This window comes from Allobosea sp. RIT-PG3_2 (genome assembly GCF_057321085.1).
Genome location: NZ_JBXWCA010000009.1, coordinates 35,513 through 52,237 on the forward strand (window position 1 = coordinate 35,513; position 16,725 = coordinate 52,237).

The following is a 16,725-nucleotide window of genomic DNA, read 5'->3' on the forward strand; positions in this document are numbered from 1 at the left end:
TCTCCAGCACGGTCACAGGATGTCCGGCTCGCCGACCGGCGCACCGAATGAGGTTTCGAGGAAATCGAAGTCGCAGCCCTCATGGGCCTGGCCGATATGGCGGGAGAACATCCAGCCGTAGCCGCGCTCGAAGCGGGGCGCGGGCAGCCGCAGCGCGGCGCGTCGACACTCCAGCTCCGCCTCGTCGACCCACAGGTTTATGCTGCGGGCCGCGACGTCGACGCGAATGAGATCGCCGCTGCGGACGAGCGCGAGCGGCCCGCCGATATGGGCCTCTGGCGCGACATGCAGGATGCAGGCGCCGTAGCTGGTGCCGGACATGCGGGCATCGGAGATGCGCAGCATGTCGCGCACGCCCTGCTTGAGGAGCTTTTTCGGAATCGGCAGCATGCCCCATTCCGGCATGCCCGGCCCGCCCTGCGGACCGGCGCCGCGCATCAGAAGGATGGTATCGGCGGTGACGGGCAGATCGGGATCATCGATCTCAGCCTTCATCTGCGCATAGCTGTCGAAGACTAGCGCCGGGCCAGTATGGTCGAGCAGATGCGGCTCGGCCGCCGATGGCTTCATCACGCAGCCAAGCGGCGCGATATTGCCGTAGAGCACCGCCAGCGCCGGCTCCGTCGATACCGGCCTGTCCAGCGGCCGGATGACGTCGTCGTTCCAGATCTGCGCGCCCTCGATCGCGGCGCCCAGCGAGCGCCCCTCCACCGTCGCCGCGTCGAGAGAGAGGTGCTGCGCGAGCCGGCTCATCAGGCCGCGCAACCCGCCAGCATAGTAGAAATCCTCCATCAGATAGCGCTCGCCGGAGGGGCGGATGTTTGCCAGCACGGGGACGATCCGGCTCGCCGCTTCGAAATCGGCGAGGCCGATGTCCTGGCCGGCCCGGCGCGCCATTGCAATGAGGTGGATGATGGCGTTGGTCGAGCAGCCCATTGCCATGGCGACCGCGATGGCGTTCTCGAAGGAGGCGCGCGAGAGCACGACTGCGGGTCGTAGGTCCTCTTCCACCATCGCCACGACGCGCCGGCCGGTCTCGGTCGCCATGCGGATATGGCTGGAATCGGCAGCCGGGATCGAGGTGGCGCCCGAGAGCGTCAGCCCCATCGCCTCGGCGATGGCGGTCATGGTGCTGGCGGTGCCCATCGTCATGCAATGGCCGTAGGAGCGGGCGATACCGGCCTCCACCGCCTGCCATTCCTGGGCGTCGATCTTGCCGGCGCGGCGATCGTCCCAAAACTTCCAGGCATCGGAGCCGGAGCCCAGCACCTCGCCGCGCAGATTGCCGCGCAGCATTGGCCCCGCAGGCAGGAAGATTGCCGGAATGTCGGCGCTGATCGCGCCCAGGATCAGGCCGGGCGTGGTCTTGTCGCAGCCGCCCATCAGCACGGCGCCGTCGACGGGGTGGGAGCGCAGCAGCTCTTCGGCCTCCATCGCCAGGAAGTTGCGGTAGAGCATCGTCGTCGGCTTGACGAAGTTCTCCGACAGCGAGATCGCCGGCAGCTCCAGCGGGAAGCCGCCGGCCTGCAGCACGCCGCGCTTCACGTCCTCGACACGCTGGCGGAAATGCGCGTGACACGGGTTGATGTCGGACCAGGTGTTGATGATCGCGATGACGGGGCGGCCGTTCCAGTCCTCGACGCCATAGCCCATCTGCATCAGGCGCGAGCGATGGCCGAAGCCGCGGAGGTCGTCGGTGTCGAACCAGCGGGCGCTGCGAAGCGGCGGCTTCGTCATTGGCTCGCCGTCACGCCGCCGTCGATATAGACGATCTGGCCGGTCATGTAGCTGCCGGCCGGCGCCGCGAAGGTGATGACCTGCCCGACGACCTCGACGGGATCGCCGATCCTCCCGAGCGGATTGCGGTCGAGGATGAAGTCGCGGAAGCCCTCGCGCTCGAGATGATGGCGGATGCGCTCGGACTGGATGAAGGTCGGCGCGACGCCGTTGACGGTGATGTTGTGCTCGGCAAGCTCCATCGCATGCTGCTTGACCAGCATGACGAGACCGCCCTTGGTGGCGCAGTAGGCGGAATAGCCGCGGTTGCGCAGCGCCAGTTGCGAGCGCACCGAAAGCAGGTGGATCTGGCGGCCGCCGGTTCCCTGCGCGATCTGGTGGCGCGCCACCGCCTGGCCCAGGAACATCGCCGATTTCAGGTTGATCTCGTAGACGTCGTCGAAGGTCGCCTCGTCGACATCCATCAGCCGCTGCTCGCGTTGGATGCCGACGCAGTTGACCAGCACGTCGATGCCGCCCATCGCCTCGGCTGCGCGATCGATGACTGCCGCGATCGCGGCGGGCGAGCGCGCATCGAGCTCGAAACCATGGCTCTCGACGCCTGGCGCGCGCAGCCGGTGCGCCAGTGCCTCGGCCTTGGCGGCGCTGGGGCCGGCGATGGCGACATGGGCGCCGTGCCGCGTCATCGCCAGTGCGATCGCCTCGCCGAGCGCGCCATAGCCGCCCGGCAGGAAGACGCGCAGCCCCCGGATGTCGAAGAGCCGGTCGATCGCATCGAGGTCGATCTGCGGCGTCAGGTGTCCTTCGGGCCGGTTCATGCGGCAGGCTCCAGGGCGGCGGCCTGATAGACGGATTCCATCAGCCGAAGGGTTTCCAGATTGTCGAGGCGGTCGGTCTCGAAGGGCGTGCCGTCGCGCAGACCGGTAACGAAGGCGGCCATCGCGGCATCGAAACAGTCCTGATAGCGGCCGAGCAGGTCGACGCGCTCGGCCTGCGCCTCCGCGCCGACGAGGAAGACGCGGTCGTAGTCCATCACCACCGTGGCGCGGGTGCCGACGATCTCGAGCCGGTCGCCATGCAGCGGCGCATAGCCGGGCGCGCAGATGCAGCCATCGGCGGTCGCGATCAACCCGTTCTCGCCTTCCAGCAGGATCGCGGCGGTGTCCTCGCCGGGCAGGCCTTCCGCCAGCCGGTTCAGCCTGGCGGCGACGACGCGCAGCGGCCCGAGCAGGCAGCGCAGCACGTCGAGATGGTGGATCATCGTCTCGAAGACGAGGTTGCGCCGAAACGTCCGGAGATATGGCTGGCGTTCGAGCAGGAAGGGCTCGGCGTCCGGGCGCGGGCACAGGCCCGAGCCCCGGCAGACGATCGCGGCATGGCGCGGCTGCCCGATCCGGTCCTCCGCCAGCCAGCGCCGCACGGTCATGTAATGCGGCCGGAAGCGGTAGTTTTCATGCACCATGAAGCGGACCCGCTCGCCGACATGGGCTATCAGGGCCTCGGCTTGCGCCACCGTCTCCACCATCGGCTTCTGCAGCATGATGTGGACGCCATGATCGGCGGCCATCCGGGCGACCGGGTCGTGGGCTGCGAGCGAGGCTGCGATGTCCACCGCCTCGAAGCCGCCATCGCGGAACAGATCGGCGGGGTCGTCATAGACGCGGCCGATGCCGAATTCCTTGGCGCGGGCCTGCGCCTTCGCCCGGTCGATGTCGCAGATGGCGACGATCTCGGCACCGGCAGCCACCCAGGCGCGAAGATGGTAGAGGCTGATCAGCCCCGCGCCGACCAGCGCGACGCGCAGCGGTGCCGCATCCGAGGGGTTGCCGGAGCCGGTCACGCGGCCCGCTCCGTCAGGAGATTGCCGAGATAGGCGCGGGCCGGTTCATGGGCGAGCAGGCCGGCATAATCCGGCAGCGGCGTGACGACGCCCTTGTTGACGAAGATGAAGCGCTCGCAGATCTCCTCGAGGATCTCGAGATGGAAGCGCTCATTGGGGTGGACGCAGAGGAAGACCAGCCGTCCCTCCGAACGCAGCCGCCGGAAGAAATCCAGCATGAAGCCGATATAGCCGTCCTGCGTGTTGAACTGCGGTTCGTCGAAGAGATGGACCAGCGGGTATTCGCTGCCGGCGCGCTCCATCAGGGCGTTGGGGCGCAGCGACCGGAAATGCCGCACCTGGTAGGACTGGTGGTAGTGGATGGCGAGGCGATCGCGCTCGTCGGTACGGACGCGGTGAATGTTGCGGCCGCAGACCGCGACGGTGCCCTCCGTCGGGCTGTTCGAGCCGGTGATCAGCTCGAACAGGGTGGTCTTGCCGGAGCCATTGGGGCCCATCATGCCGACGATCGCCGGCTCCTCGATGCGGAAATCCGCGTCGAGCCGGAAAGTTGGCGTGCGATCGAGTCGGCCGCGTGTGTAGGTCTTCGAGAGATTGCTGACGTCAAGCATCGCGCTCATGGTCACATTCCGATCAGGCGCTGGCGCTGGGATCTGTCGTCGAGCAGGTCGCGGGCGGCCCCCTCATGGACGATGCGGCCGCGGTCCATGACATAGGCGCGGTCCGAGACCTCGAGCGCGGCGAGTGCGTTCTGCTCGACGATCAGAACGGAGATACCCTCGGCCTTGAGGCGCCGCACCGTCGCCAGCACGTCCTGGACGATCTTGGGCGCGAGCCCCTGGCTCGGCTCGTCGAGCAGGACGAGCCCGGGCGAGCCCAGCAGCGCCCGTGAGATCGCGACCATCTGCATCTCGCCGCCGGAGAGGTTCTCGCATTCGCGCGGCATCAGATGTTCGAGCGCCGAGAAGATCGAGAACATCTCGCCGACCTGCCAGGACCGGAAACGAGTCTTGCGCATGCCGATCTGCAGGTTGCGCGCGACGGTCAGCGTCGGGAAGATGCGGCGGTCATCGGGCACCCAGCCGATGCCCATGGCTGAAATGCGATGGGTCGGGCGCCTGGTGATGTCCTGTCCGTCGAAGCGGATCTGGCCGCGACGCGGCGGCGTCAGGCCCAGGATCGAGCGGATCGTCGTGGTCTTGCCGGCGCCGTTGGCGCCGAGCAGCGAGACGATCTCGCCCTCGCCAACCCTCAGCGAGGTGCCAAACAGCGCCTGCGTCTCGCCATAGAAGGTTTCGATGTCGCGGATCTCAAGCATGGGTCGCCTCCGCAAGTGTCGAGCGCCGCACCCATTTGTTGTCGCCAAGATGCTCCGGGGTTCCCTCGGCGATGACCTGGCCCCAGTGGATCACCGAAATCCTGTCGGCGAGCTCGAATAGGAAGCGCATGTCGTGCTCGATCATCACGATCGTGTAGCGATCGCGCAGCCGCTTCACGAGCTGGGCGAGACGGCGCGTCGCCTCGACGCCGAGCCCCGATGTCGGCTCGTCGAGGAAGAGGATGCGCGGCTCGGCGGCGAGCGCCACCGCGATCTCCAGTGCGCGGCGGTCTCCATAGCTGAGCGAGGCGGCTGCATCCCAGGCGCGTCCCGCAAGTCCGACCTGGTCGAGCACAGCCCGCGCCTGGTCGATCAGGGCGCGGTCCGAGAAGACGGCCGCCATCGCGTGCAGACGGCGCGCCCTGAAGGCGGGCAGCGCCAGCATGACGTTCTCGATGACGACCGTGTCGTCGAACAGGTTCATCAACTGGAAGGAGCGCGAGACGCCCATCCGGGCGATGCGCTGCGGCGGCAGGCCCGAGATGCGCTGGCCGTCGAACTTAACCTCGCCTCGGTCGGGCTTGTGCTGGCCGGTGAGCACATGGAAGCAGGTCGACTTGCCGGCGCCGTTGGGGCCCATGATGCCGCTGACCTGGCCGGCCTCGAAGGACAGCGAGATGTTCTCCAGCACGACGCGCCAACCGAAGCGCTTGTGGATGTTGCGGGCTTCGAAGAGAGCCATCATACGGCCTCCGTCGCGGGGGCCGGTGCTGCGGCCGGCTGGAGCGGCGGTCTGCGCCGCGAGAGGCCGTGGAGCATGCCCGCCAGCCCTTCGGGCCGCAGCATCACCATCGCCATGAAGATCAGGCCGTACCAGAGCAGCCAGGTCTCGGTGAGGCCGCCGAGCACGTCGCGGGCGACGAAGTAGAACAAGACGCCCAGCACCGGACCCCAGAAGCTGACGAGGCCGCCGCCGACCAGCACCATCATCACGACGAGCCCGGATTGGTGCAGGCTCATCACGTCGGGATAGGCGCTCTGCTGGGCCATCGCGAGCAGGCTGCCGGCGAGGCCCGCCAGCATCGCCGAGAGCGTGAAGACGGCCCATTTGAAGCGCCAGACCTCGTAGCCGACGAAGCGGGCGCGGGTCTCGTTCTGGCGGATGGCCTGCAGCACGCGGCCGAAGGGCGAATTCGCCAGGCGCCAGCACAGCACGACAACGATCATCAGCAGTGCCGCGGCGAAATAGAACAGCGCGCGATTGTCGGTCAGGGCGACCTGCCAGGGTCCCAGCGTCAGCGGCGGGCGCGGAATGCCGAGCAGGCCGTCCTCGCCGCCGGTGACGCGATGCAGCTTCATGGCGAGGAACCAGAAGATCTGGCCGAAGCCGATCGTCAGCAGCGCGTAGTAGATGCCGCGGCGATGCGACAGGAACGCCCCGACCAGCGCGCCGGCGATGCCCGCCGCCAGCACGGCTGCCAGCAGGCCGCCCCAGAGGCTGGCGGCAACATGTTGCTGAAACAGTCCGAAGGCATAGGCGCCGATGCCGAGATAGGCGCCGTGGCCGAAGGAGTGCAGGCCGGTATAGCCGAACAGCAGGTTGAACCCGAGCGCGAAGGCGACCCAGATCGCGATCTCGATGCCGAGATACTGATAAAGCCCAACGGCAGGCAGCAGCCATGGCGTCGCCAGCAGCAGTATAGCGAGGACGATCATCGGCAGCGTGATCCAGGCCGACGGGCGCGCAGGAATGTCCGAGAGCGAGATCATGGGGTCAGTTCTCCAGCGCGCTCTTGCGACCGAGGAGGCCGCGGCTGCGGAACCCGAGGACGGCGATGAGGAGCAGGTACATCGACATCGTCGCCCAGGCGGCCGCATAGGCGCCGGTGATGCCCATGGCGAGGCCGACCAGAAGCGCCGCGATGACAGCGCCCCAGAAGCTGCCGACGCCGCCGATGACGATGATGAGGAAGGCGGGGATGACGATATCGACGCCGACATGCGGGCGCAGGCCCCAGATCGGCACCATCACCACCCCGGCAAGCCCGGCCAGCGCGGCGCCGAAGCCGAAGACGAGCAGCCTCAGCCTGGCGAGATCGTAGCCGAGCGCACGGACCATTTCGCTGTCATGCGCACCCGCCTTGATCACGGCGCCGGCCGAGGTGCGTTCGAGGAAAAGCCAGACGGCCAGGATCGCGGCGATGCTGAAGCCGGCGGCGAAGAAGCGGTAGGTCGAGAAGATCATGTCGTTCAGCAGAAAGGCGCCATTGATCGCCTGCGGCAGCGCCAGATTCTGCTCGCCCGTGCCCCAGACCAGCCGGATCAGTTCCTCGATGACGAGCGCGGCGCCGAAGGTCAGCAGCAGGCCGTAGAGCGGCGGCTTGCCATAGGTCGGGCGCAGGCACAGTTCGATCAGCATGCCGGCGAGCCCCGCCAGGGCCGGCCCGATCGCCAGCGCGAGCACATAGCGGAGACCAAGCGGCAGGCTCAGCCACCAGGAGCCGAAGGGCGTTCCCGCGAACCAGCCGCCGCCGATCACCGTCAGAGCGAAATAGGCGCCGATCGCAAACAGCGAGCCATGGGCGAGATTGATCACCTCCATCACGCCGACGATCAGGGTGAAGCCTAGCGCGATCAGAGCGAAGAGCAGGCCCAATGTCAGGCCGTTGATGATGTGGGGCAGAAGATCGATCATGCGTGTTCCGTCCGGATGCAGCGATGCCGTCATTCGCGACCGTCGGGCGACGGCCGCGAATGGCAGGACGGATCAGGCGTCGAAGGTTGGCGTCTGCTCGTAGGATTCGAGCTTGCAGAGCTTGGCGGAATCCGTGTCGCGGACATCCTCCGCCTTGGCCTGACTCAGGACGTCGAAGATGTCGTCCTTCTCGTTCGGCGCCTTGTTGGCCGTGGCTAGGTAGATCGTCTGCTGGACCTGATGCGTCTGGGCGTCGATCGTCGCATCGAAATGCTGCATGCGGTCGCGGGCCGAAATCTTGTGACCTTCCAGCGCCTTGATCACGGCGATGTTGTTGGTCGTGCCGGCACGCTCGATGGCTCCGAGGAGTTCCCGGATCGACATGTAGCCGTTGTAGAAGACGTTGCCGGGCGAGCGCATGGCCGTCTCGGGATACATCGTCTGGTAGCGCTTGACGAAGTCGGCCACGCCCGGGAGATCGAGGCGGTAGTACCAGGTCGTGCCGAAAACGCCGAAGAGGTTCTCGATCGGCAGGCCGTAGACATCATCCCAGTCCTGCTGACTGTTGATCCAGGCCGGCTTGTCGCCCATCTTAAGCTGTACCACCTGCTGGCGCATCGCCTTCTGGTCGTCGCCGCCGATCGCAGCGGACACGACGCCGGGCTTGCGCTGCTGCACCTTCAGCAGGGCAGAGGTGAAGTCACGCGTGCCCTGGGGGATCAGCACCTCGTCCATGACCTTGCCGCCATATTCCTTCAGCAGGGCCTTGGTCGCCGCGGCGGTGTCGTGGCCCCAGACATAATCGTTGGTCAGGAGCATCCAGTCCGGCCCGAAACGCTCGATCGCGCTCTTGACCGCGGCCTTGGCGAAATTGGTGCCGTTGCCATCGAAGACGAATTTGACGCGGTGGCAGTTCTGACCCGCCTCGGTCGGTGAGGACGAGTTCGTGTTGATGTAGATCACGCCGTATTTCTGGGCGACCTGGCTGATCGCGTTGGCGACGCCGGAATGGACTGCCCCGACGAGGAAGCCGCATTGCTCGCGGCTGATCATCCGCTCGGCGACGCGACTTCCGGTGGCGGCGGTCGTCTCGGTGTCGATATGGACGAACTCGACCTTGCGGCCGAGCACGCCGCCGCGCTCATTGGCCTCGGCGATCGCCATCATCATGCCGCGCTTGTCGCTGGCGCCGGAGTTGGCATACATGCCGCTGGCATCGGCCGTGATGCCGATCCGGATCGGCTTGGCCGCGCCTTGCGCCCAGACGCGATTATGCTTCCACGGACCGGCGAACAGCGAGACCGCGGACGCAGCGCCGGCAGCACCCAACAGACCACGTCGCGAAACCTGAATCTTCGACATCGATATCCTCCCCGAAACGGACGGGCTCGTGCCCGTCTCTTGTCTGATCGAAAGTCAGAACTAATTTTCACAGAGCATGAATATTTTTTCTGTCATGTCAACGGGCCGTGCAAATTCAACGCTTTTCCCGGTCTCTAGAGTGAGGTAGGAGAATGAATGAACGAAAATTCATTCAATAAGCCGACGGCAACCGCTTCTACGAGCGATGCCACGCAGGAGACCTTCGAGGCCCTTCGCCAGCGTCTTCGCAACCGCTTCGACCAGCTGAGCCCGCATCTGCAGCGCATCGCGCGGTCGGCGCTGGAAAAGCCCAGCGACTTCGCCCTGAACACGGTGGTCGGCATCGCCGGCGACCTCGAGGTCCAGCCATCCACGCTGATCCGCTTCGCCAAGGAATTCGGCTATCGCGGCTTCTCCGAGATGCAGCGGGTCTTCCGGCTACGCCTGATCGAAGGCGCCCCTCGCGCACGCGAGGAGGTCTTTGCACGCCAGGCCGCCCCGCAGCGGGCGAACGACTACGGCGCCCTGCTGAATGGCTGCGTGGATGCGCTGATCGCTTCGCTCGAGGACCTGCGTCGGAGCGTTTCGCCGGAGGCGCTCGACAAGGGGACGCAAATGCTGCGGCAGGCCGAGCATGTCTACATTGCGGGCCTGCGCAGATCGCGGCCTATCGCGACCTATCTGGCCTACGGGCTGACGCGCTGCGAGCGGCAGTGCAGCCTGCTCGATTTCGGCAGCGGCATGGCCGCCGAGCAGATCGCCACCATGCGGTCGAGCGATCTTCTCGTGGCGATCGCGTTCACGCCCTATACGCAGTCGGTGGTCGATATCACGCTCGACACACATCTCAGCGGTAAGCGCATCCTCGTCCTGACGGACGTGCCCGAGAGCCCGTTGGCGCGCCACGCCGAACTGACCTTTCTCGTCGACAATTCGACCACCAGCCAGTTCAGGCCGATTTCGGGAGCGATCGCGTTGGTCCAGACTTTGATTACTGGCCTTGGAACGGGATGAAGCGACGACGATGGCTAACCGTAGGGCGCCCGAGAGCTCAGTGAGCAAATCGATCAAGCGCTCAAGCTCGCTGCCTCGAGGCTGCCTTGCCACGGAAAATGAGCGGGTTTGGTGGGATACCGGACGCGCCGATCCCTCCAGCTAAGCGTCCGCTCTCGACGAATGCGGTCCTGAAGCAATTGCGATTCGGAGGTCAGCTTCCGAGCAGACCCTCAATGTCGGCAAATGGCCCAGTTCGGCAATGGCGCAGTTGGTGCCAAACCTAGACAGTATGGAAGCGGAATGTCGTGCTGTGGCGATAGGTTTTGCCGGGATCCAATCTCGTAGACGGATAGTCCGGCCGGTTGGGTGCGTCTGGCCAGGCCTGTGGTTCAAGGCAGAAGGCGTCGGACTGGCGATAGAGGCGTCCCGCTTTCCCGCCCGAACTGCCATCGAGAAAGTTGCCGGAGTAGAACTGTAGGCCAGGCTGGTCGGTGATGAGATCGAGGGCGCGGCCGGAGTCCGGATGGACGACGCGAGCGGCGAGCCGCGGCGCGACGGCGACCTCGTCGCCAAGGACGAAGCAATGGTCGTATCCGTGCGCGCGCCGCAATTGTTCGTCGTCGGTGCGGATGGCGGCGCCGATCGCCCGCGGCGCGCGGAAGTCGAACGGCGTGTCGATGACGCCGGCTGGTGCGCCGAGCGGGATCAGACCGGCATCGACCGGCAGATAGCGATCGGCGAACAGCGTCAGTTCGTGATCCAGGATGTCGCCGCCGGCCACCGCGCCGCCGAGGTTGAAATAGCCGTGATGCGTCAGGCTGACGATGGTCGGGCGATCGGTCGTCGCCTCGAACGCGATCGTCAGTTCCTGCGGCCCCGTAAGCCGCAAATGGACCCGCGCCGTCAGCGCTCCCGGAAAACCTCCCTCTCCATCCGGGCTCGTATGGCCGAGCGTGAGCGACGGCACCGGGTCGCGATTGATGTTCTCGACGCTCCATAGCGCCCGGTCGAAACCATCCGCGCCGCCATGCAGGGTGTTCCTGCCGTCATTGGCGTCGAGTCCATGCCGGACGCCGTCGAGCGTGAAGGCCGCGCCGGCGATGCGGTTGGCATTACGCCCGACCGTCGCTCCGAAGAAATCCCGCCGCGCCAGATAGGGCTCCAGCGCGTCGTGACCGAGGACCACGTCGTCACATTGCCCGTTGCGGTCCGGCGCCCAGAGAGCCTGCACGGCGCCGCCCCAAGTGATGATCGAGACCGCGAAACCGGCCTCGCCGCGAAGCGTGATGCGCTCGACCGCGCGCCCGTCGGGCAGGACCCCGAAGACATCGCGCGAAACCGGCTCTGACATCTCGGACAACCCCGTTCTCACCATGTGAAATCATCGACGAAGGATCGCTGGCCGAGCATGAACGCGTCGGCCACCAGCGCCAGGGGCGCGGTGTCGACGTCGCTGGCGCTGGAGCGGACCAGCTCGACGAAGCGGCGATAGACGCCGCGATATTCCCGCTCCGGCTCGTCGACGAGAACCTGGCCATCATGGTTCAGCCGGGCTCCTCCCGCGCTCAGCACGAGGCTCCCCGCATCGGTCTCGATCGCGATCGACCAGATCTGCTCGCCGCTCCGGCGAAAATCGAACTCCGCATGGATCGGCAGACCGGAAGCGGTCGCGAGTTCGAGCTGGGCCGCGATGGGCGCTTCCCGGTTGGCCGGAAAATCCAGTTTAGCGCCGACCACGAAGATCGGCTCAGGCAGGATCGCCGTCAGGATCGAGAACGCATTGATGCCTGGATCGAACACGCCGAGGCCGCCAGGTTCGAAGATCCAGTCCTGCCCCGGATGCCAGACGCGCGCATCCTCCTTCCAGAGGATCGTGACACGCCGGGCCCGATGCCGCGCCAGAAAGTCACGCGCCGGCTCAACCGCCGGAGCAAAGCGCGAATGCCAGGCGGCGAAGAGCGTTCGGCCCCGCTTCTCCGCCAGAGCCATCAAGGGGGCGAGCTCACTCACGCCAGCGCCGGGTGGCTTCTCCAGCAGGACATGCTTTCCGGCAGCGAGCGCCGCCCGCGCCTGGTCGCGGCGGGGCATGGGCGGCGTGCATAGTACAACGGCATCGACATCGGGGATATCGGCCAGCAGCTCCTCGACCGTCCCGACGCAATCGACGCCGTCCAGACGCGTATTGCGGCTGGCCACAGCGACGAGTTCGATTCCAGGCGTGGCCGCGATCGCCGGCAGGTGCTGGTCGCGTGCGATCTTGCCGAGCCCAACCAAGGCGAGACGGATTGGCTTCATGCGCTCGGCCCAGCTCGCCAAGGCCTTTTGGCACGGAACCAAAGGGGCGCAAGCCCAAGGCGCCGACGAAGGCCAGAAAATCCGCATGAGAGATTGAGAAATCGGTTTCTCATATTATTATTCTCTGATAACCGTCTGAGAAACCGGTTTCTCAAATCGAGGTGGGGCGTGTCAAGCGCGGTGTCGGGCGAGCGGGTTACGATCTACGACGTGGCGCAGGCCGCGCGCGTCAGCACCGCCACGGCCTCGAAGGCGCTCAACGACACGGGGCGCGTTTCGCTCGAGACGCGCGACCGCATCAAGCGGGTCGCGAGGGAACTCGGCTTTCGGCCGAACTCCCTCGCGCGAAGCCTGACACGCAAGCGCAGCTTCAGCGTCGGCTTGCTGACGAACGACACCTATGGGCGCTTCACGCTACCGCTGATGGCCGGGATCTCGGAGGGGCTGATCGACCACGGTGTGTCGGTTTTTCTGTGCGCCATCGGGGACAATCCCGACCTCGCCAGAATCCATGTCGATGCCATGCTCGACAAACAGGTCGACGGCATCATCGCAACCGGGAAGCGCATCGACAAGCCGCTGCCGGTGGATCTCACCCATCTGTCCGTGCCCGTCGTCTATGCGCTGACTGCCGGCCCGAGCGATGGCGTCACGCTGGTCCCGGATGACCGCCAGGGTGCGGGGGCGGCAGTGCGCCATCTTCTGGCGCAAGGGCGGCGGCACATCGTCCATGTCACCGGCCCGTGCGAATTCGATGTCGTGCATGAACGGGCTCGCGCCTGCACGCAGGCGCTCGCCGAGGCCGGGGCAGCGACCGAGGCGAAGGTCCTGTTCGGCTCCTGGTCCGAGCACTGGGGCCATCAGGCAGTCGAGGCTCTGTGGTCCGGCGCCGACAAGCCGGACGGCATTTTCTGCGGCAATGACCAGATCGCACGGGGCGTGGTGGACGCGCTGCGCGAGCGCGGGGTGAGCGTGCCTGGCGACGTCTCCGTGGTCGGCTTCGACAATTGGGAGATCGTCGCCAAGGAAACGCGCCCGCCACTGACGACGGTCGACATGAACCTGAAGGAACTGGGCCGACAGGCCGGGCTGGCGCTGGTGCGCCTGGTCAATGGCGAAGCGGTCGAAACGGGAGTCTGGAAGCTGCCCTGCAGCCTGATCGTACGCTCGTCTTAGCGAGATCATACGCAACAAGAACGGCCACAAAAACCAAGGCCACAACCGGAGGAAACGCAGATGAAGGGATTCAAGGCAGCCTTGCTCGCCCTCGTTGCCGTGCAGGCATCGGCCGGCGCAGCCGTTGCACAGCAGAAGCTGACGATGTGGTCGCGCTCCAGCAGCGAGGCCTTCATGCCCTCGCTGGTGAAGGCGTTCAACGCCGCGCACAAGACACAGATCGAGCTGCAGATCGTGCCCAATACCGAGATGGTGCAGAAATACGCGATCTCGGCTGCCGGCGGCTCGGCGCCGGACCTGCTCTCGCTGGATCTGGTCTATACGCCGGCCTTCGCCGCCTCGGGCCAGCTCGAGGACCTGACCGATCTGGTCAAGGGCTTTCCCTTCTTCGACCAGCTCTCGAAGGCTCACCTTGGAGCCGGCAGCTATGAGGGCCGCATCTTCGGCACGCCGATGTCGGCCGATGCCTCCGTGATGCTCTGGAACAAGAAGCTGTTCAAGCAGGCCGGGCTCGACCCCGAGAAGGGCCCGACCAACTGGGCCGAGATCGAGGAATATGCCGGCAAGGTCAACGCCATCGGCGGCGACATCCGTGGTTTCTACTTCTCCGGCGCCTGCGGCGGCTGCAACGCCTTCACCTTCATGCCGCTGGTCTGGGCTTCGGGCGGCGAGATCCTCGCGGACGGCGCCAGGAAGGCGACGCTGAACACGCCGCAGATGCGCGATGCGGTGGCGCTCTATCGAGGCCTCGTCGCCAAGGGCTATGTGCCTGAGAGCGCGCGCACCGATGCCGGCCCCAATTTCTTCGGCGGCTTCGCCACGGATCGCATCGGCATGTCGCCGATCGGCGCCTTCGCGATCGGCAACCTGGTCAAGAACTATCCGAATGTCGAGTTCGGTGTGACCTTCCTGCCCGGCAAGACCGGCGGCAAGGCCTCCTTCGCGGGCGGCGACAATTTCGTCGTCACCGCAGGACGCAAGAACATGCCGGCGGTGAAGGAGTTCCTGAGCTTCGTCTATTCGCTGGAAGGCCAGACCCTGCTGGCCAAGCTCGGCAGCCTGCCGACGCGTGCGGATGTCGCGGCGGAGGCGGTGAAGTCGCTCGACCAGCGCTATCTGACCGCGACCGAGGCGATGAAGATCGGCCGGACGCCGTCCTCGCCGGTCTACAACGACATCATCAACAGCAGCACTGGCCCGTGGAAGCAGATGCTCAACGAGGTCTTCTTCGGAAAGGATGTCGAGGGCTCGCTCGTCAAGGCCGAGAAGACGATGCAGTCGATCATCGACCAGTCGGGGAAGTGATCCTCGCCCATCGTTCACCGCGGTCGTTCCGACCACGCTGATTTCACTCGGAAACACGCCGTCATCCCGGGCCTTGACCCGGGATCCAATGCCGGAACGCGCGCGAAACGGGTTCAGCATGGATCCCGGATCTCCGCTCCGCTTTGTCCGGGATGACGGCGTGGTGACTGCGACCAGCCCCCAAACCTCGCCGGCTCATATGACATGACCCAGTCAAATCCCGCCAAGCAAAGATCCAATGGGCGACGCGGCACGCGCCTGCGCCGACAGCAGCTGGCCGGGCTGCTGTTCGTGGCGCCGGCGGTGCTGCTGGTGATCGTGTTCTTCCTGGTCCCGCTCGGAATGGCGTTCTGGATGTCGCTGCACAACTGGCCGCTGCTCGGCCGGCCGCGCTTCATCGGCCTCACCAACTACCTCAACCTAATGAACGACCAGCGCTTCTGGAATGCGATGGGCTTCACCGCCTATTACACGGTGATCGTCACCATCGCGATCTTCGCGGTTGCCTTCCCGCTGGCGCTTTTCGCCGAGAAGGCGCGGCCGATGATCAAGGTCTACCGCACGGCGATCTTCCTGCCTGTAGTCGTCGGCTTCGGCTCGGCCAGCCTGCTCTGGGCCTGGCTGATGAATGTCGATGTCGGCCTGTTCTCGCCGCTGGCCTACCGGCTCGGGCTGACGGAGAAGCCGGTCAACCTGCTCGCATCGTTCGACACCACGTTCTGGTCGATCATCGTCATGGTCGTCTGGAAGACGGCCGGCTTCAACATGATCATCCTGCTCACCGGCCTGCAGGGCATCTCCACGGAAGTGCAGGAAGCGGCGCGGATCGACGGCGCCTCGTCCTGGCAGCGCTTCCGGCGCATCACCCTTCCCCTGATGAGGCGAACCATCGCCCTGGCACTGATCCTTTCGGTGGCCGGGTCGGTGCTGGCCTTCGACCAGTTCTACATCATCGCCGATGGCGGGCCGCAGAACAGCACTGTCACCGCCGTCTACTGGATCTTCAGTCAGTCCTTCGTCTCCTTCCGCCTCGGCTATGGCGCGGCGATGTCGATGGTGCTGCTGGCGATCCTGGTGACGATCAGTGTCGTGCAACTGCGCCTGTTGCGCACGCCGGAGGGTGCGTGATGTCCGAACGCAAGGCCGCCACGGCCCGCCGCAGGCTGTTCGCCGCCACGCGCTACCACGCGATCGGCCTCTTCATCTCGCTGCTGTTCGTCGCGCCGATCGCCTGGAGCGCGCTGGTCTCGTTCAAGCCCTCGGCCGAGGCCGCGCGGCCGCCATTGCCACCCTGGCCGGTCGAGGGCTTCAGCACCCAGAGCTACGAGAACCTGGCGAAATACGGCGTCGGCATCTGGACCTATGCCGGCAACAGCCTGACCGTCGCGGCCGCGACCGTGGCCGTCACCGTGATCATCAGCCTGCTGGCGGGCTACGGCTTCTCGCGCTTCAAGTTCCCGCTGAAGAACGTGCTGTTTGTGCTGATCATCTCGACGGTGATGATCCCGTTCCAGTCGATCCTGACGCCGCTCTTCCTGATCCTGACCAAGCTCGGCCTGCAGAACACGCTGCCCGGCATCGTGTTGATCTATGTGACGCTGCATCTGCCCTTCTCGATCTTCATGATGCGCAACGCCTTCGACGCCGTGCCGAAGGAGATCGAGGACGCGGCGCGTGTCGACGGCGCCTCGGTCTTCCTGATGCTGCGCCGGGTGATGCTGCCGCTGGTTCTGCCCGGGGTCGCAACGGTCGCGATCTTCGCCTTCCTGGCCTCGTGGAACGAGTTCCTGGCGGCGCTGATCCTGCTGACGGACCAGAAGAAATACACCCTGCCGGTGATGATGGCCGCGGTCCGCTCCGGCCAGTTCGGCACCATCGACTGGGGCGCGGTGCAGTCCGGCGTGATGCTGATGATGGCGCCGTGCCTCGCCCTCTTCCTGCTACTGCAGCGCTACTACATCCGCGGGCTCACCGCGGGCGCCGTCAAGTGAACCTCTCCGA

General features: G+C 66.0%; 16 protein-coding genes. 5 read left to right on the top strand and 11 right to left on the bottom strand.

Annotation, left to right across the window (positions count from 1 at the left end; translation table 11 throughout):
• Positions 1-12: 12 nt before the first annotated feature.
• The 9 genes from araD to AC2FAN_RS21820 all read right to left on the bottom strand — a co-directional run bounded on the left by araD (position 13) and on the right by AC2FAN_RS21820 (position 8,952).
• A complete protein-coding gene (gene araD / locus AC2FAN_RS21780; RefSeq protein ID WP_485176288.1) occupies positions 13-1,737 on the bottom strand; it encodes an L-arabinonate dehydratase in 1,725 nt (574 codons plus the stop codon).
• The gene (locus AC2FAN_RS21785; protein ID WP_485176290.1) at positions 1,734-2,555 is read right to left on the bottom strand and encodes an SDR family NAD(P)-dependent oxidoreductase; all 822 of its coding nucleotides are present in this window, start codon (positions 2,553-2,555) and stop codon (positions 1,734-1,736) included. Before AC2FAN_RS21785 ends, araD begins: the two co-directional genes overlap by 4 nt.
• Positions 2,552-3,577: a Gfo/Idh/MocA family protein gene (locus AC2FAN_RS21790; RefSeq protein WP_485176292.1), complete on the bottom strand. Its 1,026-nt coding sequence runs from the start codon at positions 3,575-3,577 to the stop codon at positions 2,552-2,554. The genes AC2FAN_RS21785 and AC2FAN_RS21790 overlap by 4 nt, the downstream gene beginning before the upstream one ends.
• On the bottom strand, positions 3,574-4,197 hold the full coding sequence (locus AC2FAN_RS21795) for an ATP-binding cassette domain-containing protein (RefSeq protein ID WP_485176294.1): 624 nt from the start codon (positions 4,195-4,197) through the stop codon (positions 3,574-3,576). The genes AC2FAN_RS21790 and AC2FAN_RS21795 overlap by 4 nt, the downstream gene beginning before the upstream one ends.
• 2 nt (positions 4,198-4,199) lie before the next feature.
• Positions 4,200-4,895, bottom strand: a complete 696-nt coding sequence (locus tag AC2FAN_RS21800; protein ID WP_485176295.1) for an ABC transporter ATP-binding protein — start codon at positions 4,893-4,895, stop codon at positions 4,200-4,202.
• Positions 4,888-5,637, bottom strand: coding sequence for an ABC transporter ATP-binding protein (locus AC2FAN_RS21805; RefSeq protein ID WP_485176296.1), 750 nt, complete (start codon positions 5,635-5,637; stop codon positions 4,888-4,890). Before AC2FAN_RS21805 ends, AC2FAN_RS21800 begins: the two co-directional genes overlap by 8 nt.
• Positions 5,637-6,665, bottom strand: coding sequence for a branched-chain amino acid ABC transporter permease (locus AC2FAN_RS21810; RefSeq protein ID WP_485176298.1), 1,029 nt, complete (start codon positions 6,663-6,665; stop codon positions 5,637-5,639). The genes AC2FAN_RS21805 and AC2FAN_RS21810 overlap by 1 nt, the downstream gene beginning before the upstream one ends.
• A gap of 4 nt (positions 6,666-6,669) precedes the next feature.
• On the bottom strand, positions 6,670-7,590 hold the full coding sequence (locus tag AC2FAN_RS21815; RefSeq protein WP_485176299.1) for a branched-chain amino acid ABC transporter permease: 921 nt from the start codon (positions 7,588-7,590) through the stop codon (positions 6,670-6,672).
• A gap of 72 nt (positions 7,591-7,662) precedes the next feature.
• Positions 7,663-8,952, bottom strand: coding sequence for an ABC transporter substrate-binding protein (locus tag AC2FAN_RS21820; RefSeq protein ID WP_485176300.1), 1,290 nt, complete (start codon positions 8,950-8,952; stop codon positions 7,663-7,665).
• A 156-nt stretch (positions 8,953-9,108) separates the two neighbouring features.
• Between AC2FAN_RS21820 and AC2FAN_RS21825 the strand changes: the two genes are divergently transcribed.
• Positions 9,109-9,966, top strand: a complete 858-nt coding sequence (locus AC2FAN_RS21825) for a MurR/RpiR family transcriptional regulator (RefSeq protein ID WP_485176301.1) — start codon at positions 9,109-9,111, stop codon at positions 9,964-9,966.
• A 262-nt stretch (positions 9,967-10,228) separates the two neighbouring features.
• On the opposite strand, the gene AC2FAN_RS21830 is transcribed toward AC2FAN_RS21825, so the two are convergent.
• Together AC2FAN_RS21830 and AC2FAN_RS21835 are read right to left on the bottom strand one after the other, a co-directional pair.
• The gene (locus AC2FAN_RS21830) at positions 10,229-11,299 is read right to left on the bottom strand and encodes an aldose epimerase family protein (RefSeq protein WP_485176428.1); all 1,071 of its coding nucleotides are present in this window, start codon (positions 11,297-11,299) and stop codon (positions 10,229-10,231) included.
• Between the two features lie 17 nt (positions 11,300-11,316).
• A complete protein-coding gene (locus AC2FAN_RS21835) occupies positions 11,317-12,243 on the bottom strand; it encodes a Gfo/Idh/MocA family protein (protein ID WP_485176303.1) in 927 nt (308 codons plus the stop codon).
• A gap of 168 nt (positions 12,244-12,411) precedes the next feature.
• Between AC2FAN_RS21835 and AC2FAN_RS21840 the strand changes: the two genes are divergently transcribed.
• The 4 genes from AC2FAN_RS21840 (at position 12,412) to AC2FAN_RS21855 (ending at position 16,715) form a co-directional block, all read left to right on the top strand.
• A complete protein-coding gene (locus tag AC2FAN_RS21840; RefSeq protein ID WP_265054511.1) occupies positions 12,412-13,419 on the top strand; it encodes a LacI family DNA-binding transcriptional regulator in 1,008 nt (335 codons plus the stop codon).
• A 60-nt stretch (positions 13,420-13,479) separates the two neighbouring features.
• Positions 13,480-14,724: an ABC transporter substrate-binding protein gene (locus AC2FAN_RS21845; RefSeq protein ID WP_485176304.1), complete on the top strand. Its 1,245-nt coding sequence runs from the start codon at positions 13,480-13,482 to the stop codon at positions 14,722-14,724.
• Positions 14,725-14,928: 204 nt separating this feature from the next.
• Positions 14,929-15,852 carry a carbohydrate ABC transporter permease gene (locus AC2FAN_RS21850; protein ID WP_485176305.1) on the top strand — a complete coding sequence of 308 codons (924 nt, stop codon included), beginning with the start codon at positions 14,929-14,931 and terminating at the stop codon, positions 15,850-15,852.
• Complete coding sequence (locus AC2FAN_RS21855; RefSeq protein ID WP_265054509.1) at positions 15,852-16,715, top strand: carbohydrate ABC transporter permease; 864 nt, start codon at positions 15,852-15,854, stop codon at positions 16,713-16,715. The genes AC2FAN_RS21850 and AC2FAN_RS21855 overlap by 1 nt, the downstream gene beginning before the upstream one ends.
• Positions 16,716-16,725: the final 10 nt, after the last annotated feature.

Coding starts and splice junctions, on each gene's coding strand:
- araD (WP_485176288.1), bottom strand. CDS start 1,737: ATGACGAAGCCGCCGCTTCGCAGCGCCCGCTGGTTCGACACCGACGAC.
- AC2FAN_RS21850 (WP_485176305.1), top strand. CDS start 14,929: ATGACCCAGTCAAATCCCGCCAAGCAAAGATCCAATGGGCGACGCGGC.
- AC2FAN_RS21785 (WP_485176290.1), bottom strand. CDS start 2,555: ATGAACCGGCCCGAAGGACACCTGACGCCGCAGATCGACCTCGATGCG.
- AC2FAN_RS21855 (WP_265054509.1), top strand. CDS start 15,852: ATGTCCGAACGCAAGGCCGCCACGGCCCGCCGCAGGCTGTTCGCCGCC.
- AC2FAN_RS21800 (WP_485176295.1), bottom strand. CDS start 4,895: ATGCTTGAGATCCGCGACATCGAAACCTTCTATGGCGAGACGCAGGCG.
- AC2FAN_RS21820 (WP_485176300.1), bottom strand. CDS start 8,952: ATGTCGAAGATTCAGGTTTCGCGACGTGGTCTGTTGGGTGCTGCCGGC.
- AC2FAN_RS21795 (WP_485176294.1), bottom strand. CDS start 4,197: ATGAGCGCGATGCTTGACGTCAGCAATCTCTCGAAGACCTACACACGC.
- AC2FAN_RS21810 (WP_485176298.1), bottom strand. CDS start 6,665: ATGATCTCGCTCTCGGACATTCCTGCGCGCCCGTCGGCCTGGATCACG.
- AC2FAN_RS21815 (WP_485176299.1), bottom strand. CDS start 7,590: ATGATCGATCTTCTGCCCCACATCATCAACGGCCTGACATTGGGCCTG.
- AC2FAN_RS21830 (WP_485176428.1), bottom strand. CDS start 11,299: ATGTCAGAGCCGGTTTCGCGCGATGTCTTCGGGGTCCTGCCCGACGGG.
- AC2FAN_RS21835 (WP_485176303.1), bottom strand. CDS start 12,243: ATGAAGCCAATCCGTCTCGCCTTGGTTGGGCTCGGCAAGATCGCACGC.
- AC2FAN_RS21825 (WP_485176301.1), top strand. CDS start 9,109: ATGAACGAAAATTCATTCAATAAGCCGACGGCAACCGCTTCTACGAGC.
- AC2FAN_RS21845 (WP_485176304.1), top strand. CDS start 13,480: ATGAAGGGATTCAAGGCAGCCTTGCTCGCCCTCGTTGCCGTGCAGGCA.
- AC2FAN_RS21805 (WP_485176296.1), bottom strand. CDS start 5,637: ATGGCTCTCTTCGAAGCCCGCAACATCCACAAGCGCTTCGGTTGGCGC.